The 17,260-nt window shown below is 72.2% G+C and carries 19 protein-coding genes and 5 tRNA genes; 18 read left to right on the top strand and 6 right to left on the bottom strand.

Going from position 1 to position 17,260, the window contains the following annotated elements:
* Positions 1–320 precede the first annotated feature (320 nt).
* From LCE31_RS05900 to gltX, 3 genes are all read left to right on the top strand, one after another.
* Positions 321–515 (top strand): hypothetical protein, encoded by a 195-nt coding sequence (locus tag LCE31_RS05900; protein WP_225012901.1) that lies wholly within the window; start codon positions 321–323, stop codon positions 513–515.
* A 329-nt stretch (positions 516–844) separates the two neighbouring features.
* Positions 845–1,630: a fumarylacetoacetate hydrolase family protein gene (locus LCE31_RS05895; protein WP_225012900.1), complete on the top strand. Its 786-nt coding sequence runs from the start codon at positions 845–847 to the stop codon at positions 1,628–1,630.
* Complete coding sequence (gene gltX / locus LCE31_RS05890; RefSeq protein ID WP_225012899.1) at positions 1,623–3,098, top strand: glutamate--tRNA ligase; 1,476 nt, start codon at positions 1,623–1,625, stop codon at positions 3,096–3,098. Before LCE31_RS05895 ends, gltX begins: the two co-directional genes overlap by 8 nt.
* Positions 3,099–3,217: 119 nt before the next feature.
* On the opposite strand, the gene LCE31_RS05885 is transcribed toward gltX, so the two are convergent.
* Positions 3,218–4,009 carry an SAM-dependent methyltransferase gene (locus tag LCE31_RS05885; RefSeq protein WP_225012898.1) on the bottom strand — a complete coding sequence of 264 codons (792 nt, stop codon included), beginning with the start codon at positions 4,007–4,009 and terminating at the stop codon, positions 3,218–3,220.
* Positions 4,010–4,427: 418 nt separating this feature from the next.
* On the opposite strand from LCE31_RS05885, the gene LCE31_RS05875 reads away from it, so the two are divergent.
* From LCE31_RS05875 to LCE31_RS05855, 5 genes are all read left to right on the top strand, one after another.
* Positions 4,428–4,499: transfer RNA gene (locus LCE31_RS05875), tRNA-Gln, on the top strand.
* 19 nt (positions 4,500–4,518) lie between these two features.
* Positions 4,519–4,591 (top strand) — tRNA-Glu (locus LCE31_RS05870).
* 28 nt (positions 4,592–4,619) lie between these two features.
* Positions 4,620–4,692 (top strand) — tRNA-Glu (locus tag LCE31_RS05865).
* 13 nt (positions 4,693–4,705) lie between these two features.
* Positions 4,706–4,777 (top strand) — tRNA-Gln (locus LCE31_RS05860).
* 14 nt (positions 4,778–4,791) lie between these two features.
* Positions 4,792–4,864 (top strand) — tRNA-Glu (locus tag LCE31_RS05855).
* A gap of 250 nt (positions 4,865–5,114) precedes the next feature.
* Here LCE31_RS05855 and ndgR read toward each other — a convergent pair.
* Positions 5,115–5,831, bottom strand: a complete 717-nt coding sequence (ndgR, locus tag LCE31_RS05850) for an IclR family transcriptional regulator NdgR (protein WP_225012897.1) — start codon at positions 5,829–5,831, stop codon at positions 5,115–5,117.
* Positions 5,832–6,010: 179 nt separating this feature from the next.
* Here ndgR and leuC point away from each other — a divergent pair, with 179 nt between their 5' ends.
* The 4 genes from leuC to LCE31_RS05830 all read left to right on the top strand — a co-directional run bounded on the left by leuC (position 6,011) and on the right by LCE31_RS05830 (position 9,151).
* Positions 6,011–7,444 (top strand): 3-isopropylmalate dehydratase large subunit, encoded by a 1,434-nt coding sequence (gene leuC, locus LCE31_RS05845; protein ID WP_225012896.1) that lies wholly within the window; start codon positions 6,011–6,013, stop codon positions 7,442–7,444.
* A 2-nt stretch (positions 7,445–7,446) separates the two neighbouring features.
* The gene (gene leuD / locus LCE31_RS05840) at positions 7,447–8,055 is read left to right on the top strand and encodes a 3-isopropylmalate dehydratase small subunit (RefSeq protein WP_225012895.1); all 609 of its coding nucleotides are present in this window, start codon (positions 7,447–7,449) and stop codon (positions 8,053–8,055) included.
* A 115-nt stretch (positions 8,056–8,170) separates the two neighbouring features.
* Positions 8,171–8,398, top strand: coding sequence for a hypothetical protein (locus LCE31_RS05835; protein WP_225012894.1), 228 nt, complete (start codon positions 8,171–8,173; stop codon positions 8,396–8,398).
* Between the two features lie 141 nt (positions 8,399–8,539).
* A complete protein-coding gene (locus LCE31_RS05830; protein ID WP_225012893.1) occupies positions 8,540–9,151 on the top strand; it encodes an HU family DNA-binding protein in 612 nt (203 codons plus the stop codon).
* Between the two features lie 255 nt (positions 9,152–9,406).
* Here the strand turns inward: LCE31_RS05830 and LCE31_RS05825 are convergent, their stop codons facing one another.
* Together LCE31_RS05825 and cofC are read right to left on the bottom strand one after the other, a co-directional pair.
* Positions 9,407–9,616 carry a hypothetical protein gene (locus tag LCE31_RS05825; protein WP_225012892.1) on the bottom strand — a complete coding sequence of 70 codons (210 nt, stop codon included), beginning with the start codon at positions 9,614–9,616 and terminating at the stop codon, positions 9,407–9,409.
* Between the two features lie 77 nt (positions 9,617–9,693).
* Complete coding sequence (cofC, locus tag LCE31_RS05820; protein ID WP_263631498.1) at positions 9,694–10,311, bottom strand: 2-phospho-L-lactate guanylyltransferase; 618 nt, start codon at positions 10,309–10,311, stop codon at positions 9,694–9,696.
* A 219-nt stretch (positions 10,312–10,530) separates the two neighbouring features.
* On the opposite strand from cofC, the gene LCE31_RS05815 reads away from it, so the two are divergent.
* The 3 genes from LCE31_RS05815 (at position 10,531) to LCE31_RS05805 (ending at position 13,567) form a co-directional block, all read left to right on the top strand.
* Positions 10,531–11,319, top strand: coding sequence for a lysophospholipid acyltransferase family protein (locus tag LCE31_RS05815; protein ID WP_225012891.1), 789 nt, complete (start codon positions 10,531–10,533; stop codon positions 11,317–11,319).
* Positions 11,316–12,317 carry an NAD(P)H-dependent glycerol-3-phosphate dehydrogenase gene (locus LCE31_RS05810; protein ID WP_225012890.1) on the top strand — a complete coding sequence of 334 codons (1,002 nt, stop codon included), beginning with the start codon at positions 11,316–11,318 and terminating at the stop codon, positions 12,315–12,317. The genes LCE31_RS05815 and LCE31_RS05810 overlap by 4 nt, the downstream gene beginning before the upstream one ends.
* A 92-nt stretch (positions 12,318–12,409) precedes the next feature.
* Positions 12,410–13,567 carry a D-alanine--D-alanine ligase family protein gene (locus LCE31_RS05805; RefSeq protein ID WP_225012889.1) on the top strand — a complete coding sequence of 386 codons (1,158 nt, stop codon included), beginning with the start codon at positions 12,410–12,412 and terminating at the stop codon, positions 13,565–13,567.
* A gap of 196 nt (positions 13,568–13,763) precedes the next feature.
* Here LCE31_RS05805 and LCE31_RS05800 read toward each other — a convergent pair whose 3' ends face one another.
* Complete coding sequence (locus tag LCE31_RS05800) at positions 13,764–14,207, bottom strand: DUF3515 domain-containing protein (RefSeq protein WP_225012888.1); 444 nt, start codon at positions 14,205–14,207, stop codon at positions 13,764–13,766.
* A 79-nt stretch (positions 14,208–14,286) separates the two neighbouring features.
* On the bottom strand, positions 14,287–14,520 hold the full coding sequence (locus LCE31_RS05795) for an Lrp/AsnC family transcriptional regulator (RefSeq protein WP_225012887.1): 234 nt from the start codon (positions 14,518–14,520) through the stop codon (positions 14,287–14,289).
* A 230-nt stretch (positions 14,521–14,750) separates the two neighbouring features.
* On the opposite strand from LCE31_RS05795, the gene LCE31_RS05790 reads away from it, so the two are divergent.
* The 3 genes from LCE31_RS05790 to LCE31_RS05780 form a co-directional block, all read left to right on the top strand.
* Positions 14,751–15,716 carry a thiamine-phosphate kinase gene (locus tag LCE31_RS05790; protein ID WP_225012886.1) on the top strand — a complete coding sequence of 322 codons (966 nt, stop codon included), beginning with the start codon at positions 14,751–14,753 and terminating at the stop codon, positions 15,714–15,716.
* An 11-nt stretch (positions 15,717–15,727) separates the two neighbouring features.
* Positions 15,728–16,543, top strand: coding sequence for a bifunctional hydroxymethylpyrimidine kinase/phosphomethylpyrimidine kinase (gene thiD, locus LCE31_RS05785; RefSeq protein ID WP_225012885.1), 816 nt, complete (start codon positions 15,728–15,730; stop codon positions 16,541–16,543).
* A 198-nt stretch (positions 16,544–16,741) separates the two neighbouring features.
* The coding region (locus LCE31_RS05780) for a DAK2 domain-containing protein (protein ID WP_225012884.1) at positions 16,742–17,260 on the top strand (519 nt) is incomplete at its 3' end.

Raw genomic sequence — 17,260 nt, 5'->3', positions numbered from 1 at the left:
CAGCGGAATGCTGGTGTCTGGTGCGAGATGACCGTTTTCATGACGGCCTGGGAGACCGGGATTTGCGCGGATTGTCCGTCAAGTGGTGAGTAAAATCACAGCAACGGGGCGGGGAGAGCGCGCGTTTGACGGGAATCAGATGTTTAGCCTGACGCTTTACGGGATGGCCGCCGGAGGCGGTTCCCGGCGGCCCGTTCGCCGGTTGCCGGTTCCGGGTCGCCGTGTCCGGGTTCCCGCTTCGGGTTCCTGACGTTCCGCCGCCCGCGTTCGCGCACCCACCCGCCCCCGTACCCGCGAGACCTAAGGACCCAGAAGACCCCATGAAGACGACGATGATCTTCCGGAAGACCGCCAACCCGAAGCGCACCACGCTGGCCCATCTCGCGGACGCCGCACACCTCGTGCGCACGGAGGCGACCGAGCACCCGCTCACCCTGCCGAACCGTACGGCCAACCCCCGGCGCACCCAGCTGATGACCGCTCCCGTGACCCCGCAGGCCGCCCCCGCCGAGTAGCCGTACGGCCGCCGCCAGGCCCGGACCGGTCCTCTCCAGGGGCTATCAGCGGCGCTGGTGCCGTGGCGGACGCGCCGGCGCCGGCTCCCGTGCTGGTGGCGGGCATGCGAGCCCGGTCGGTCCCGCCATGCCGGTCCGGCAGGACCGATCCGCCGGGCCGGTCCGTGCGGGATTCCGCCGGTCCGGCGGGATCGATCCACCGGCGGCCCCGTCCGCACCCGGCGGTACGCACCCGCCTCTCCGCACCGCGCTAGCCTGATGGCCAGATTTCTGACCATCCTGACCATCCCGACCAGGTCCGCGAGTGAAGTGAGGGGCGACAGCAAACCGTGCGCATCGCCAGGTTCTCCATCGACGGCAATGTCGCCTTCGGCGCGGTCGAGGACGCGGGAGGCGGCGACCCGGCCGGCCTGCTCCTCGACATCATCAAGGGCGTCCCGTACAGCGGCGCCCAGCTCAGCGGCAAGAAAGTGCGCCTGAGCGAGGTACGCCTCCTGCCGCCGGTGCTCCCCAGCAAGGTCGTGGCCGTGGGCCGCAACTACGCGGAGCACGCGGCGGAGCTGGGCAACGAGGTCCCCGAAACGGCGATGACCTTCTTCAAGCCCAGCACCTCCGTCATCGGCTCGGGCGACCCCATCGTCCACCCGGACTTCTCGGACGACGTCCACTACGAGGCGGAACTCGCCGTCGTCATCGGCACGCTCTGCCGCGAGGTGCCCCGCGAACGCGTCAAGGACGTCGTCTACGGCTACACCTGCGCCAACGACGTCACCGCCCGCGACCTCCAGAAGTCCGAGAAGCAGTGGGCCCGCGCGAAGGGGTTCGACACCTCCTGCCCGCTCGGCCCCTGGGTGGAGACCGAGCTCGACCCGTCCGACCTGACGGTGCAGTGCACCGTCAACGGCGAGCAGCGGCAGCTCGGCCGCACCAGTCAGATGATCCGCAGCGTGGAGGACCTGATCGTCCACGTCAGCGAGGCCATGACGCTGCTGCCGGGGGACGTCGTCCTCACCGGCACCCCCGCGGGCGTCGGCCGGCTCTCCGTCGGCGACGAGGTCGCCGTCACCATCGAAGGCATCGGCACTCTCACCAACAAGGTGATCAAGCGTGGCTAACGGCTCCGTCCGCGTACGTTTCTGTCCCTCGCCGACCGGCAACCCCCATGTGGGCCTGGTCCGCACCGCCCTGTTCAACTGGGCCTTCGCCCGGCACAACGGCGGCAAGCTGGTCTTCCGCATCGAGGACACGGACGCCGCGCGCGACTCCGAGGAGTCCTACGCGCAGCTGCTCGACTCGATGCGCTGGCTCGGCCTCGACTGGGACGAGGGCCCCGAGATCGGCGGCCCGCACGCGCCCTACCGCCAGTCGCAGCGCATGGACATCTACCGCGACATCGCCGAGCGGCTCCTCGCGAGCGGCCACGCGTACCGCTGCTACTGCACCACCGAGGAGCTGGACGAGCGCCGCGAGGCCGCCCGCGCGGCCGGCCGGCCCTCCGGCTACGACGGCCACTGCCGCGACCTCACCGCCGAGCAGATCGCCGCGTACGAGGCGGAGGGACGGCGGCCCATCGTCCGCTTCCGGATGCCCGACGAGCCGATCACCTTCACCGACCTGGTGCGCGGCGAGCTGACCTTCACCCGGGACAACGTCCCGGACTACGGCATCGTGCGCGCCAACGGAGCCCCGCTCTACACGCTGGTCAACCCCGTCGACGACGCGCTGATGGAGATCACGCACGTGCTGCGCGGCGAGGACCTGCTCTCCTCGACCCCGCGCCAGATCGCCCTGTACCGGGCGCTCATGGAGCTCGGCACCGCCAAGGGAGTACCGGCCTTCGGGCACCTGCCGTACGTGATGGGGGAGGGCAACAAGAAGCTCTCCAAGCGCGACCCGCAGGCCTCCCTCAACCTCTACCGGGAGCGCGGCTTCCTCCCGGACGGGCTGCTCAACTACCTGTCCCTGCTGGGCTGGTCGTTCGCCGCCGACCAGGACATCTTCTCCATGGACGAGATGGTCGCGGCGTTCGAGATCACCGCGGTCAACGCCAACCCGGCGCGCTTCGACCTGAAGAAGGCCGAGGCGATCAACGCCGACCACATCCGCCAGCTCGACGTGAAGGCGTTCACCGAGGCGTGCGCGCCCTGGCTGGCCGCCCCGCACGCGCCCTGGGCCCCCGAGCAGTTCGACCAGGCCGGGTTCGACGCGCTCGCGCCGCTGGCGCAGACGCGGGTCACCGTCCTCTCCGACATCACGGCCAACGTCGACTTCCTCTTCCTGGACGAGCCGGTGTGGGACGAGGCGTCCTGGACGAAGGCGATGAAGGGCGATCCGGTGGCGCTGCTCACGACGGTGCGCGCGGGACTCGCCGACGTGCCCTGGGAGGCCGACGCGCTGAAAAACGCGGTCCTGGCCGCGGGCGAGGAGCACGGGCTCAAGCTCGGCAAGGCGCAGGCGCCGCTGCGCGTCGCCGTCACGGGCCGCACCGTGGGCCTGCCGCTGTTCGAGTCGCTGGAGGTCCTGGGCCGCGAGCGCACCCTGGCCCGCGTCGACGCCGCGCTCGCGAAGCTGGCGGCGGCGTAACCGCACCGCTCGCGCACCGTACGGGGCGGGGCGGGCCGCCGGTCACCACCGGCGCCCCGCCCCGTACGCGTCTTCCGCCCCCCGCTCCTTCCTCTGAGCGGCCCTTCCGAACCCGCCGCCTACGGCACGCGCGCGGCGCCCGCGTAGAGGAACACCGGCAGGGAACCCGGGTCCGGCGCCGGGGTGTCCTTGAACCACTCCGCGGCCGTGACCACTCCGGGTTCGACCAGGTCGAGGCCCTCGAAGAACCGCTCGATCTCGGCCCGCGAGCGGAGCTGGTAGGGGATGTCGCTGCGGTACCTGTCCTGCGCCCCGGCGCCGTCGGGAGCCCGGTGGGTCTCCATCGAGGCGTGCGACAGCAACAGGCAGCTGCCCGGCGCCAGCGCGTCCGTGAAGGAGCGGACGATGCCGCGCGGGTCCTCCTCGTCCAGGATGAAGTGGAGGACCGCGACGAGGGACAGGCAGACGGGGCGGCTCAGGTCGAGCAGTTCGGCCGCCCGCCTCAGGATGGTCCCGGGCGCGCGGACGTCGGCGTCGAGGTACTCGGTGCGGCCCTCGGTCGACGAGACCAGCAGTGCCTGCGCGTGCGTGAGCACGATGGGGTCGTTGTCGACGTAGACGACGCGGGCCGCCGGATTGACGCCCTGGGCGATCTGGTGGAGGTTCGGCTCGGTCGGGATGCCGGTGCCGACGTCGAGGAACTGGTCGATGCCCAGGCCGGCCGCCCACGCGACGGCCCGGTGCATGAACGCCCGGTTCTGCCGGGCGGTGTGCGCGACGGCCTCGGGGAGCCACTCGCCCAGTTCCTGGTCGACCTGGTAGTTGTCCTTGCCGCCCAGCAGATAGTCGTAGACGCGTGCCGAGTGCGCTTTGCTCGTGTCGATCTGCGGCCTGGGAACACCTGACGCCATAGGGGGCTCCGGTTGCGTAGGGATGCGGGCGGGGGGTGGTGGCCGCCGTCAGTCTCACAGCCAACAAGGCGGTGGTCAAAGGTGGTTGCGGCGGAATCAGCGCCTCCGGGCCCGGGACGAGCGGCGGTCGGGAGAGACCGGGGCAGGCCGGGGATCGGCGCGGTCCGGAGAGACCGGCGCGGTCCGGTGCGACGGCCGCGGGGCCGGACCCCGTGCCGTCCGGCGGGGACGGTCGCGGCGGCCGTCCTGAGCTGGTGCGGATCGCCGCTCTGACGGCTCTGCCCGCCTTGCCGCACGGGGGAACTCGTTTTGGAGCGGTGTCCGGCATCGGGTAATGTTCTTTCTGCACCGCCCAAGGGAGACAAGCGCTCCGGGGGGTGTAAACCAAACAAACCCCCACCAGGGGGTTGTGTTTTGGTGGGCTATGGTGTAATTGGCAGCACGACTGATTCTGGTTCAGTTAGTCTAGGTTCGAGTCCTGGTAGCCCAGCGCAGATGTTCTCTGCAACGCCCCCGTTGTGTAGCGGCCTAGCACGCCGCCCTCTCAAGGCGGTAGCGCCGGTTCGAATCCGGTCGGGGGTACGGATCTTCCTCGTGGGGAGATCGCTGGGGCCCCGTTGTGTAGCGGCCTAGCACGCCGCCCTCTCAAGGCGGTAGCGCCGGTTCGAATCCGGTCGGGGCTACTGGTCTATACCATGGGCTATGGTGTAATTGGCAGCACGAGTGATTCTGGTTCATTTAGTCTAGGTTCGAGTCCTGGTAGCCCAGCTTCGCACGATCAGGCCCCCGTTGTGTAGCGGCCTAGCACGCCGCCCTCTCAAGGCGGTAGCGCCGGTTCGAATCCGGTCGGGGGTACAGAGAAAGAAGGCCGAGGCCCTCTCCTTCACGGAGGGGGTCTTCGTCGTGTACGGGACCGGCCGAGGTGCCGGACCGGTCGCGGACGCCGGCCGAGGTGCCGGGCCGATCGTGGGCGCTCGCCGAGCTGCCGGGCCGATCTCGGGTGCTCGCCGAGCTACGGGCCGTTCGCGGGCGCGTGCCCCGAGCGGCTGCGGGACCGGTCGCGGCCGCCCGCCCGCCCACGGGTGCCCCCGCGGGCGCGCAGGCGCTACGCGCCCCTGCGCAGCGCCTCCGACAGCCGGCCCGCCGCGTCGATCACGGCCTGTGCGTGCATCCGGCCCGGGTGCCGGCTCAGCCGCTCGATCGGGCCGGACACGGACACCGCCGCCACCACCCGGTTCGAGGGCCCGCGCACCGGGGCGGACACCGACGCGACACCCGGCTCGCGCTCGCCGATCGACTGGGCCCAGCCCCTGCGCCGTACGCCCGACAGGGCCGTCGCCGTGAACCGCGCGCCCTGGAGGCCCCGGTGCAGCCGCTCGGGCTCCTCCCAGGCCATCAGGATCTGCGCGGACGAGCCCGCCTTCATCGTCAGCGTCGAGCCGACCGGCACGGTGTCCCGCAGGCCCGAGAGCCGCTCCGCCGCCGCCACGCAGATGCGCATGTCCCCCTGCCTGCGGTAGAGCTGGGCGCTCTCGCCCGTCACGTCCCGCAGGTGGGTGAGGACCGGGCCGGCCGTCGCCAGCAGCCGGTCCTCGCCGGCCGCCGCCGCGAGCTCCGCGAGGCGCGGGCCGAGGATGAACCGGCCCTGCATGTCCCGCGCCACCATCCGGTGGTGCTCCAGGGCCACCGCGAGCCGGTGGGCCGTCGGCCGCGCCAGGCCCGTCGCCGCGACCAGCCCGGCCAGGGTGGCCGGGCCGGACTCCAAGGCGCCCAATACGAGAGCGGCCTTGTCGAGAACGCCCACGCCACTAGAATTGTCCATGCAACGATACTCGCGTCTCACTCTGTGAAACGCAAGTTCCTTTTCCCGGCGAACTTGCCAATCTGTACCGCAGGGGTCCGCGGACCATGGGCCCGCAGCCGCTGTCCGGTGGGTGGGACGGACGCGGCCCACATGTCTCTAAAAAAGCGCCGGCGAAGGCGCCGGCCGGAGGGAAAGCGATGGGTAGGACACTCGCGGAGAAGGTCTGGGACGACCATGTCGTCCGGCGCGCGGAGGGCGAGCCCGACCTTCTCTTCATCGATCTGCACCTGCTGCACGAGGTCACGAGCCCGCAGGCGTTCGACGGGCTCCGCCTGAACGGCAGGAGGGTCAGGCGGCTCGATCTCACCATCGCCACGGAGGACCACAACACCCCGACCCTCGACATCGACAAGCCCATCGCGGACCCGGTCTCCCGCACCCAGCTGGAGACCCTGCGCAAGAACTGCGCGGAGTTCGGTGTGCGGCTGCACCCGCTGGGCGACGTCGAGCAGGGTGTCGTCCATGTCGTGGGCCCCCAGCTGGGCCTGACCCAGCCCGGCACCACGGTCGTGTGCGGCGACTCCCACACCTCCACCCACGGCGCCTTCGGCGCGCTGGCGTTCGGCATCGGCACCAGCCAGGTCGAGCACGTGCTGGCCACCCAGACGCTGCCGATGGCCCGGCCGAAGACCATGGCCATCACCGTCGAGGGCGAACTGCCCGACGACGTCACGGCGAAGGACCTGATCCTCGCCGTCATCGCGAAGATCGGCACCGGCGGCGGCCAGGGCTACATCCTCGAATACCGCGGCTCCGCCATCGAGAAGCTCTCGATGGAGTCCCGGATGACCATCTGCAACATGTCCATCGAGGCCGGTGCCCGCGCGGGCATGATCGCCCCCGACGAGACCACCTTCGCCTACCTCGAGGGCCGCGACCACGCCCCTCAGGGCGAGGAGTGGGACCGGGCCGTCGCGTACTGGAAGACGCTGCGCACCGACGACGACGCGGTCTTCGACGCGGAGGTGTTCCTCGACGCGGCGCAGCTCGCCCCGTTCGTCACCTGGGGCACCAACCCCGGCCAGGGCGCGCCGCTGTCCGAGCGGGTCCCCGACCCTGCTTCGTACGACGACGCTTCGCAGCGCCTCTCCGCCGAAAAGGCCCTGGAATACATGGGGTTGACCGCCGGGCAGGCCCTGCGCGACATCAGGGTCGACACGGTCTTCGTAGGTTCGTGCACCAACGGCCGCATCGAGGACCTGCGCTCCGCCGCGGCCGTGCTGGAGGGCCGCAAAGTCGCCGACGGCGTACGGATGCTGGTGGTCCCCGGGTCCGTCCGGGTGGCGCTCCAGGCCGTCGAGGAGGGGCTGGACAAGGTGTTCACCGGCTCCGGCGCCGAATGGCGGCACGCGGGCTGCTCGATGTGCCTCGGCATGAACCCGGACCAACTGGCGCCGGGCGAGCGCTCCGCGTCCACGTCCAACCGCAACTTCGAGGGCAGGCAGGGCAAGGGCGGGCGTACCCACCTGGTCTCCCCGCAGGTGGCCGCCGCGACGGCGGTACTGGGCCATCTGGCCTCACCCGCCGACCTGTCCGACGCCGACGACCGCACGCCCGCTGGAGCCCGATAACCATGGAAGCCTTCACCGTCCACACCGGCCGTGCCGTCCCGCTGCGCCGCAGCAACGTCGACACGGACCAGATCATCCCCGCCCACTGGCTCAAGAAGGTCACCCGCGACGGCTACGAGGACGGCCTGTTCGAGGCCTGGCGCAAGGACCCGTCGTTCGTGCTCAACCAGGAGCGCCACCGGGGCGCGACCGTCCTGGTGGCCGGACCCGACTTCGGGACCGGCTCCTCCCGCGAGCACGCGGCCTGGGCCCTGCAGAACTACGGCTTCAAAGCCGTGATCTCGTCGCGTTTCGCGGACATCTTCCGCGGCAACTCGCTGAAGAACGGCCTGCTGACGGTCGTCCTCGGCCAGGATGTCGTGGAACGCCTCCTGACGCTCGTCGAGACCGACCCGGCGGCGGAGGTCACCGTGGACCTGGAGCGCCGCCAGGTCCGCGCCTCGGCCGCGGGCACCGAGCAACTGACGGCTGATTTCGACCTTGACGAGAACTCCCGCTGGCGTCTGCTGAACGGGCTCGACGACATCAGCCTCACCCTGCAGAACGAGTCCGACATCGCCGCGTACGAGGCCTCGCGACCGGCCTTCAAGCCGCGCACAATTGCCGCCTGAACAGCATCTGATCAGCGGTTTTCCCCAACTGCACCCCCTGCCCCCAGGCAGGGGGTGCAGTTGCATGTTGAGCCCCCGTGGGGCGACAACTCGCCCCAGATGGCACAATCGGTGCATGGAACGCGACAGCCAACTCGGACTCTACGAGTTGGTCGCCGGACAACTGAAAGAAGCGCACACAAGAGTGCGCGAACTGCAAGTCGCGGAGGGCGTACGCATGGCGCTCTCACGGAAGCTGCTGGTCATCACGGCTGCGGCGAAGCATGATCTCCCGGAAGCCGCACGGCGCCTCGACCGTCTTCTGACGGATCTCGACGAGGGTCGTTTTCCGGAAGGGGACTGACCGGTGGAAGACCGCCGGGTCGACTTCGTTGCGGCACTAGGGTGATTAGCCCGTTTCGTGTTTGATTTGCGGTATATATCTGCCTAACGTGCGAAAAGGCTTGAACACATTCGTTCTGGCAATGTCTCCGAAGGGGAAGACGTGAACAAGGCTCAGCTCGTAGAAGCGATTGCGGACAAGCTCGGCGGTCGCCAGCAGGCCGCGGAAGCGGTGGACGCGGTACTCGACGCGATCGTCCGCGCCACCGTGAGCGGCGACCGTGTGTCGGTCACGGGCTTCGGCTCGTTCGAGAAGGTGGACCGCCCGGCCCGCTACGCGCGCAACCCGCAGACGGGTGAGCGGGTGCGGGTCAAGAAGACGTCGGTGCCGCGCTTCCGGGCCGGCCAGGGCTTCAAGGACCTCGTCAGCGGCTCGAAGAAGCTCCCCAAGGGCGGCGAGGTCGCGGTGAAGAAGGCGCCCAAGGGCAGCCTCTCCGGCGGCGCTTCCACCCGTACGACGGCCAAGGCCGCCGCCAAGAAGGCCACCGCCAAGAAGACCACGGCGAAGAAGGCCGCGACCGCGAAGAAGACGGCCGCCAAGAAGACGGCACCGGCCAAGAAGTCGACGGCGAAGAAGGCCACCGCCACGACGAAGAAGGCCACCGCCAAGAAGGCCACGGGCACCGCGAAGAAGACCGCCCCCGCCAAGAAGGCGCCCGCGCGCAAGGCCGCCTCGCGCACCACCGCGAAGAAGGCCGCTTCCAGGAGCAAGTAAGCACCACACGCACGATCCAGCGGCGGCAACGGCCGCGTCCACGCCGGGGCCGGGGGCCCCCCGGGGGGCCCCCCCCCCGCGGGGGGGGGCCCGCGGCGGGGGGGGGGCGGGGGGGGCGGGCGGGGGGGGGGGGGGGGGCCCCCCGGGGGCCCCGGGCCCCCCCCCCGCCCCCCCCCGGCCCCCCGCCCCCCCCGCGGCCCCCCCCCCCCCCCGCGGCGCGTCCGGCCCGGCGAGTACGGCGGCAGGGCGCGGACGTCAGAAGGTGTGCAGCGTCACCAGCGTGATCCTCGGGCCCTCGCCCTCGCCCCGGTCCTCCGTCTCGATCCGCACCCGCTGCCCGGGCCGCAGCATCCGCAGGCCGCCCGCGTCGAACGCGTCCGCGCCGAACTCGACCGGGGTGCCGTCGTCGAGCAGCACACTGCCGCTGCGGGTCTCGGGAACGTAGGTGTACGCGGTCGCCTGCATGCCCGCAGCGTAACCGCACGCCCGTACTCCCGCCCTCCGTCGCGCCCCCATCCCGGGGACCGCCGCCCGCGGCGCCGCTACGGCGACATGAGCGGCGACAGCGCCGCGTACACCCGCGCCGAGTGCGGGCCGAGCCCCAGCGCCGCCGCCGTCCGCAGATCGGACGCGGTGTCCACGTCCTGCCGTACGGAATCCACGCCGGACAGCGGGATTTCCACCGCGCCGCCCGCACGGTGGCGCAGCCGGGAAGGCCCTCCGAACGCGGGGCGCAATTCCATACCGGGGCCCGCGGTCAGCAGCGTCGTGCCGATTCCCGCCGCGTCTGTGAGGAAAGCACGCGGAAACGCTGCGGCATGGCGCAGTACCCGGGCCAGTTCGGCCGGCCGGAGCGCCGGGAGGTCCGCGTTCAGCGCCGCGACCCGCCCGCCGGGACGCGCCGCACCGGCCGCCCGGGCGCCGTGCGCGAGCGCCGCGTTCAGCCCGGCGGCGGGGGAGTCCGGCACGACACGCGCCCCCAGCGCGGCCAGCGCGGCCCCGGCGCCCGGATCGTCGGTGACGACCACCACATTCCGCACGCTCTCGGCGGCGAGCGCGGCGGCCACCGTGTCCTGCGCGAACGCCAGGGCGAGCCGGGGGCGCTGCGAGGCGTCGGCCGCGGGCGCGAGCCTGCTTTTCGCGCGCCCCAAGGGTTTCAACGGGACGACCAGGGACCATCCGGCCGTCGGATCGGTGTTCGTGGCGGGCTCCCCGTCCTCGTGAGACTGCCTTTCATTCTGACGCGACCGGGCCCCCGCGGGCCGCCGCGTCCCCGCGACCCGGGCGTACGGTGTGCTCGACAGACCAGGGGCTCGGGGCGACACTTGACCCCCAGCAGCCGGGCACCGAGCCGGGCAGGCCATCAGGAAGGTGTCCGCGTGTCCCGCCGAAAAGTCGGCTTCTGGTACCACCTTGCCGCAGTGCTGGCGAAACCGCCGCTCATCCTTCTGTTCAAGCGGGACTGGCGGGGTGCGGAGAACATTCCGGCGGACGGCGGATTCATCACCGTGGTGAACCACAATTCGCATCTCGATCCCTTTGCCTACGGCCATTTCCAGTACAACACCGGACGTGTGCCGAGATTCCTCGCCAAGAGCTCCCTGTTCACCGACGGCTTCGTCGGGGCCGTGATGCGCGGCAGCGGGCAGATCCCGGTGTACCGCGACTCGACCGACGCGCGGGGCGCGTTCCGCGCCGCCATGGACGCCGTGGAACGCGGCGAGTGCGTCGCGTTCTACCCCGAGGGCACCCTCACCCGCGACCCCGACCAGTGGCCGATGACCGCGAGGACGGGCGCCGCGCGCGTCGCGCTCCAGACCAAGTGCCCGGTCGTGCCCATCGCCCAGTGGGGCGCGAACGAACTGCTGCCGCCCTACTCCAAGAAGGCGTCCCTCTTCCCCCGCAAGACCCACCGCGTCCTCGTCGGAACCCCGGTGGACCTGTCGGCCTTCTACGGCCGGGCCATCACCCAGGACCTGCTGCGCGAGGCCACCGAGGTCATCATGGCCGCGATCACCGAGCTGCTCGTCCAGTTGCGCGGCGAGCCCGCGCCGGAGGTGCCGTACGATCCGCGCAGAGCACGGGCGCTGGAGCGGCGCAAGTCCGCCCCGGTGGCAGAGCACGACTCCGCCCCGGCGGAGCTGGAAGAGGACAAGGGAACAACGTGACCAGGGTCGCCGTCTTCGGAACCGGTTCGTGGGGCACGGCATTCGCCATGATCCTCGCCGACGCGGGATGCGAGGTGACGCTCTGCGCGCGCCGCGCGGACATCGCCGAGACCATCAACACCACCCGTACCAACCCGGAATACCTGCCGGGGGTCCGGCTGCCCGCGGGGGTGCGCGCCACCTGCGACCCGGCCGAGGCCGCCCGCGACGCCGAGTTCACCGTGCTGTGCGTGCCCTCCCAGACGCTGCGGGCCAACCTCGCCGTCTGGGCGCGGGACCTGCCCGCCGACACCGTCCTCGTCTCGCTGATGAAAGGCGTCGAACTCGGCACCGCCAAGCGGATGAGCGAGGTCGTCGAGGAGGTGGCCAAGGCGCCCGCCGAGCGGGTCGCCGTCGTCACCGGGCCCAACCTCGCGATGGAGATCGCCGCCCGCACACCGGCCGCCGCCGTCGTCGCCTGCGAGGACGAGTCGGTCGCCCGCCGCCTCCAGGCCGCCTGCCACACCGCGTACTACCGCCCGTACACCAACACCGACGTCGTCGGCTGCGAACTCGGCGGCGCGGTCAAGAACGTCATCGGCCTCGCCGTCGGCATCGCGGACGGCATGGAGTTCGGCGACAACACCAAGGCGTCCCTGATGACGCGGGGGCTCGCCGAGACCAGCAGGCTCGGCCTCGCCATGGGCGCCGACCCGCACACCTTCTCCGGCCTCGCGGGCATGGGCGACCTCATCGCCACCTGCTCCTCGCCGCTCTCGCGCAACCACACCTTCGGCCTCAACCTCGGGCGCGGCATGACGCTGGAGGAGACCATCGCGGCCACCAGGCAGACCGCTGAGGGCGTCAAGTCCTGCGAGTCCGTGCTCGACCTCGCACGCCGCCACGGCGTCGAGATGCCGATCACCGAGACCATCGTGGACATCGTCCACAACGGCAAGTCGCCGCTCGCCGCGCTCAAGGACCTCATGTCACGCAGCGCCAAGTCCGAACGGCTCTGAGTAGCGCCGCGCGCGGGCGGAGGCGCCGAGGCGCGCCGAACCGGCCCTCGGCCGCTGACCTGGGCCGGATGTGCGGGTACCCTCATCGCGATATGAGCAGCCTGAACCCCTCCCAGAGCCCTGAGCGGCCGCCCCGCAAGCCGCGCGTCGCCGTCGTGTTCGGGGGCCGCAGCTCCGAGCACGGCATCTCCGTCGTCACCGCGGGAGCGTTGCTCGCCGCCATCGACCGCGACACGTACGACGTCCTGCCCATCGGCATCACCACCGACGGCCGCTGGGCGCTGACCGCCGACGATCCCGGGCGGATGGCCATCGCGGGCCGGTCGCTGCCCAGCGTCGAGCAGATCGCCGAGTCCACCGAGGGCGACGTGGTGCTCTCCGTGGCGCCCGGCAACCGCGAGGTCGTCTACAGCGAACCGGGCTCCGTGCCCAAGGCGCTGGGCGACGTCGACGTGGTCTTCCCGATGCTGCACGGCCCCTACGGCGAGGACGGCACCCTCCAGGGCCTGCTGGAACTCGCGGGGGTGCCCTATGTCGGAGCGGGTGTCCTCGCCTCGGCGGTCGGCCAGGACAAGGAGTACATGAAGCGGGTCTTCACCTCGTTCGGGCTGCGCGTCGGCCCGTATCTGGTGATCAGGCCCCGGGAGTGGGACAACGGCGAGGAGGACGCCCGCCGCCGCATCGTGGACTTCGCGGCGGAGCACGGCTGGCCGCTGTTCGTGAAGCCCGCGCGCGGCGGCTCGTCCGTCGGCATCAGCAAGGTCGACGGCTTCGAGGACCTGGACGAGGCGCTGGCCGAGGCCCGCCGCCACGACCCCAAGGTGCTGGTGGAGTCGCTCCTGCGGGGCCGCGAGATCGAGTGCGGCGTGCTGGAGTTCGAGGACGGCCCGCGAGCGAGCCTGCCGGCGGAGATCCCGCCCGTCACCGCGCACGACTTCTACGACTTCGAGGCGAAGTACATCGACGCGGCGCCCGGGATCGTGCCCGCGCCGCTCACCGAGGAGCAGACGGCCGAGGTGCGGCGGCTCGCGGTGGAGGCCTTCGAGGCCGCGTCCTGCGAGGGCCTGGTGCGCGCGGACTTCTTCCTCACCGACGACGGCGAGTTCGTCATCAACGAGATCAACACCATGCCCGGCTTCACGCCCATCTCGATGTTCCCGCGCATGTGGCAGGAGACGGGCGTCGGCTACGCGGAACTCGTGGACCTGCTGATCCGGGCGGCGCTGCGGCGCTCGACCGGACTGCGCTGAGGACCCGGACGCCTCGGCCGGGCGGGGTGCGGGGCGGTGCTCCCCGGCCGTCCTGCCGGTGTCCACCGCCCCTGCCCGTGCCGCCGCCCCAGGTTTCCGACGGGCCGGGACGGCGTACGGGGTGGCGCTGTCGCGCCGGCGTACGCAGGGAATCCGCCGCCGTGCGTCGCGTGTGTCTCCCGGGTCGCCCGTACGGTCACAGCGTCGACGGGTCGGTCTTCTTCACCGCCCCCGCGAACTGGGCGATCGGCGTGCCGTCCTGGGCGAACTTCGCGCCCATGGTGACCTCGACGTACGCACTGCGGTACGTGGTCGTGAACGTCTGGCCCGACGACGACTGCTGGACGAGCCAGTTCACGCCGTCCGCGTCCACGGCCTCGGACCGCGGGTCGCTCATCTCCTTCGGCCGCGCGATCCCGCAGCGCAGGACGATCGAGGCGTCCCCCGAGCCCCACCCCGCCGTGAGGTCCGAACTCGGCTCCGGGTCCCGCCGGTCCTGCCCGCCGACCTTCGCGGGGAGCTTCTTGTGCAGGGCCTTGCACACCGCCGCCTGGTCCCGGGGCGGTTCGGGCACCGCGACCTTCGGTGCGGAGCCCGAACCGGAACAGCCCGCGGCGCACAGCACGGCGACGGCGGGCAACGACAAGAGGAGAGGGCCCGGTAGCCTGCGCCCGGGGCGCCTTCGGCGGAAAGGTGTCACCGGCCAAGCGTAGACGGGGCTACAGATGCACGACCGGACAGGTCAGAGTACGGGTGATGCCCTCCACCCGCTGGATCTTGGCGACGACCATGCGGCCCAGTTCGTCGACCGTGTCGGCACGGGCGCGCACGATCACGTCGTAGGGGCCGGTGACGTCCTCGGCCTGTATCACGCCGTCGAACACGGAAATGGTCTCGGCGACCGACGTCGCTCTGCCCGCGTCGGTCTGAATGAGGATGTACGCCTGTACCACGGAGCCTCCAGGGCGGCCATGAGGATCATGTCCCAGGGGAGAAGGGACGCCACGGTATCGCGTCGTCCCGCGCCGGGGGGAGACCCGGTGCTCCCCGCGTCCGCCGGGCGGACCTGGCCTCTTGGCGCGATCGCCGGCCGTGACGGGTGCACAGGCCGGGCCGCGGACGCCGCCCGGCGCACATGGACCGCGCGCGATCGGACCGCGCGCACGAGCGGAGAGGAGACCCGGTGAAGGGAACCGTGGGGGAGCTGGGGGAGTTCGGGCTGATCGACAGGCTCACGTCCCGGCTCACCACCACCCCGGCGGTCCGGCTCGGGCCGGGCGACGACGCCGCGGTCGTGACCGCGCCCGACGGCAGGGTCGTGGCCAGTACGGATCTGCTGCTCGAAGGGCGGCACTTCCGCCGTGACTGGTCGACGGCGTACGACGTGGGCCGCAAGTCCGCCGCACAGAACCTGGCCGACATCGCGGCCATGGGCGCCGTGCCCACGGCACTGCTGCTGGGGCTCGTCGTCCCCGCGCAACTCCCCGTCACCTGGCCCACCGAGCTGATGGACGGCATCCGCGACGAGTGCCAGGTCGCCGGCGCGGCCGTCGTCGGCGGTGACGTCGTACGCGGCGACTGCATCACCATCGCCATCACCGCGCTGGGCGACCTGCGGGGCCACGAACCGGTGACGCGGTCCGGCGCGCACCCCGGCGACGTCGTCGCGTACACCGGCTGGCTCGGCTGGTCGGCCGCGGGCCTCGCGGTGCTCTCCCGCGGCTTCCGCTCGCCGCGCGCCTTCGTCGAAGCGCACCGCAGGCCGGAACCGCCCTACCACGCGGGCCCCGCCGCGGCCGGACTCGGTGCCACCGCCATGACCGACGTCAGCGACGGACTCGTCGCCGACCTCGGGCACATCGCCCACGCCAGCGACGTACGGATCGACCTGCGCTCCGGGCTCGTCGACATCCCCTCCCAGATGAACGACATCGGCCAGGCCGTCGGCATCGACCCGCTGCACTGGGTGCTCAGCGGCGGCGAGGACCACGCGATCGTCGCGACCTTCCCGCCCGACGTGAAACTGCCCGCCCGGTGGAAGGTGATCGGCGAGGTGCGGGCGCACACCGCGCGCCCGCAGGTGACCGTCGACGGCGCCCCCTGGACGGGCGAGGGGGGCTGGGACCACTTCAACGGCCCGGAAAAGTAGGGTCGGGTGCCATGACCGCCGAAGGCCGACCCGCCGCCCCCGTGCCGCCGCCCCGTGTGCTGACCGTCGCCGGCTCCGACTCCGGCGGCGGCGCCGGCATCCAGGCCGACCTGAAGACCATGCTCGCCCTCGGGGTGCACGGCATGAGCGTCGTCACGGCGGTCACCGCGCAGAACTCCCTGGGCGTGCAGGGCGCCTGGGACCTGCCGGTGGAGGCCGTACGCGCCCAGTACCGCAGCGTCGTCGACGACATCGGCGTGCAGGCGGTGAAGACCGGCATGCTGTCGTCCGCCGCGATCGTCACCGCCGTCGCCGAGCTCCTGGCCGGGACCGCGGCACCGGTGGTCGTCGACCCCGTCGGTGTCTCCAAGCACGGCGACGCGCTCCTCGCGCAGTCCGCGCTCGACGCCGTACGCACCGCGCTCCTGCCCACCGCGACCGTCGCCACCCCCAACCTGGACGAGGTGGCGAGCCTCACCGGCGTACGGGTCACGGACGAGGACGGCCTGCGGCGCGCGGCCGACGCGGTGCTGGCGCTCGGCCCGCGCTGGGCGCTGGTCAAGGGCGGGCATCTGCCGGGCGACGCCGTCGACCTGCTCACCGACGGCACCGAGGAGGTCTGGCTGCGCGCGCCGCGCCTCGACAACCGGCACACCCACGGCACCGGCTGCACGCTCGCCTCCGCGATCGCCGCGGGACTCGGCTCGGGCGCGGACGTCGTCACCGCCGTACGGGCCGCGAAGAGTTACGTGACCGGCGCGGTGCGCCACGGGTTCGCCCTGGGCGGCGGCATCGGGCCGGTCGACCACGGCTGGCGCACGCGCTGACCCGGACGGTGCGCCGCTGGTCCGACCGGCTCGGCGGTGCCCGCCCGCCGCCGACTAGTGTTCCCGGAGCAGGACCGCAAGGCCGCTCCCCGGGCGTTTCGCGCGCAGGGCGCTCCGTTCTCCGGGCATTCCGTTCTCCGGGCGCTCCGTGGACGGTCCGCGGGCGGGTTTTCGCGCCAAGGCCAAGGAGATCAGCAGGTGCCGCACACCCTCGACGCCGCCGCGGTGCGTACCTGGTGCGCACGGGCGCTCGACGCCCTCGGCAGGGACCGCGAGGAGATCGACGCGATCAACGTCTATCCCGTGGCGGACGGCGACACCGGGACGAACCTCTATCTGACGGCCGAGTCCGCGGCCCAGGCGGTCGAGGCCGTCTTCGCCGCACGCGGCCCTGCCGACGGGCGGCCCAGCCCCCAGGACGCTGTACGGGCCATGGCACACGGCGCTCTGATCGGCGCGCGCGGCAACTCCGGCACCATTCTCGCCCAGTTCCTGCGCGGCATGGCGGACACGCTCGCCGACGGCGGCTCCGAGGCGGCGGGACCCGGCCCCGGCGGCGCGCCCGCGGCGGCCGAACACCTCACCCGCGCCCTGGCGCGGGCCGCCGCGTCCGGGGGGGGGGGGGGGGGGCCCCCCCGGGGGGGCCCGGGCCCCCCCCGCGCCCCCCCCCCCGCCCCCGGCCCCCCCCCCCCCGGGGGGGGGGGGCCCCCCCCCCCC

The sequence above is a fragment of the Streptomyces sp. 8L genome, from assembly GCF_020176795.1.
Classification (GTDB): domain Bacteria; phylum Actinomycetota; class Actinomycetes; order Streptomycetales; family Streptomycetaceae; genus Streptomyces.
Note: the sequence above shows the minus strand (reverse complement) of the source record. Positions and strands in the feature narration are given on the sequence as shown.